The organism is Polaromonas sp. P1_G4, assembly GCF_056405475.1.
In genome coordinates, this window is record NZ_JBFUCA010000761.1 from 1 (window position 1) to 1,504 (window position 1,504).

Below are 1,504 nucleotides of genomic sequence, written 5' to 3' on the forward strand. Positions count from 1 at the left end.
TTGTTGAATTCAAACTGACGGGAAAAAAAATGACAGAGACAAATTCCGAAACCGGAATCGAGACCGGAAAAAGTGAAGGCACTGAACCCCCTGAAAGCCCGTCAGCGATTTATGTTCCGCACCAGGAATTCCGCACCGGCCTGCCGCACGGCCGGTTCCGCGTGATCGTGAATCCGGAGCGTGCGCAAAAATACGTCAAGCACCGCCTGTTTGTTGTCGGYATTTCCTTGCCCCTCCTGGGCATCGGTGTGGTGCTTTCCATGTACGGCTACCTCTGGGTGGGCCTGCCGATGGTCGTCGTCGGCGTGTTGATGCACAGGGTTATCAAGGCCCATGCGCCCAGGATTCTGCTGCACCTAGCGCTGAACGACGCCAAGACCTACGAGGAAGCGATGGAGTACGAGATCCTGGAAGTGCGCCGCGCTACTTGAGCAACCTGCCGTCGCGGCCGATCACGGTCACTTCAACAAACTTCGAGCCGACACGGTTCTCCGGCGAAAAGCTGACCTTGAAGCCTCCTGCGTCGTAGTTGTTCATCTTCTCCAGCTGGGTGATGATTTTCTGGCGCGTTGGATCGGCACCGCTGCGGCGCATGGCTTCAACAAGAATCTTGGCTGCAATGAAGGACTCCATGCTGGCGTAGGAGACCACCTTGTCCGGCTGGTATTTGGCCATCAGGGTCTGGAACTCGCGGGCCACCGGCGCCAGGGTGGAATAAGGGTAGGGCATGACCTGGGAAATACCGATGCCGCGGGCGTTGTCCTCCCCGGCATTTTTGAGCAGTTCCTTGAAATTCACCACCGAGATACTGAACAGGCGAGCCTTGCTGCCTTGTGCCCGCATCTTCTTGATGAAAGCGGCGGAGGCGCGGTTGACTGAAACCATGATGATGGCGTCAGGATTGGCYGGGGTGATGGCCGCGACCGCTCCATCGACTTCCTCAGGCTTGGTGCGGTCGTAGTTGCCCGTGGCCACGGCCGTCATGCCCAGTTTTTTCAGCGCGCTTTCCGCACCTGCCAGGCCGCTTTTGCCGAAGGGGTCGTCCTGGTACATCACCGCGAAGCGGCGCAGGCCAATGGTGTGCAGGTGTTCCACCATGCGGGCAGTTTCGTCGGCGTAGCTGGCCCGGATGTGGAAAATCAGGGGGTTCACCGGGTCACGCAAATCCTGGGCGCCCGTGTAAGGTGCCAGCAGGGCGATGCCCGCTTCCTCAAGCACCTTGTTCTTGTTCAGGGCCAGCACGTTGCCGGTTCCGACAAAACCGAACAGTGCCAAAGGCTTTTCCTCGGCCAGCAGCTGGCGCGTCAGGGCAAGGGTCTGCTCCGGCTTGTAGCTGTCGTCTTTCAGTGCGACGCGTATCTTGCGACCATAAATTCCGCCGTTGTCGTTGACATAGGCGAAATACGCAGCGCCGCCGGCCACGTATTCGTTACCGGTTCCGGCGATGGTGCCTGTCAGCGGCGCCACCTGACCGATCACCAGATCTTCGCGTGCCGGCGCCGCC

General features: G+C 59.5%; 2 protein-coding genes. One reads left to right on the top strand and one right to left on the bottom strand.

The window, feature by feature from the left end:
• Positions 1-431, top strand: a 431-nt coding sequence (locus AC1D1X_RS23080; protein ID WP_477699310.1) for a hypothetical protein, incomplete at its 5' end; no start/stop codon positions are given.
• Here AC1D1X_RS23080 and AC1D1X_RS23085 read toward each other — a convergent pair.
• The coding region (locus AC1D1X_RS23085; RefSeq protein WP_477699311.1) for an ABC transporter substrate-binding protein at positions 424-1,504 on the bottom strand (1,081 nt) is incomplete at its 5' end. The two genes, AC1D1X_RS23080 and AC1D1X_RS23085, sit on opposite strands and share 8 nt — an antisense overlap.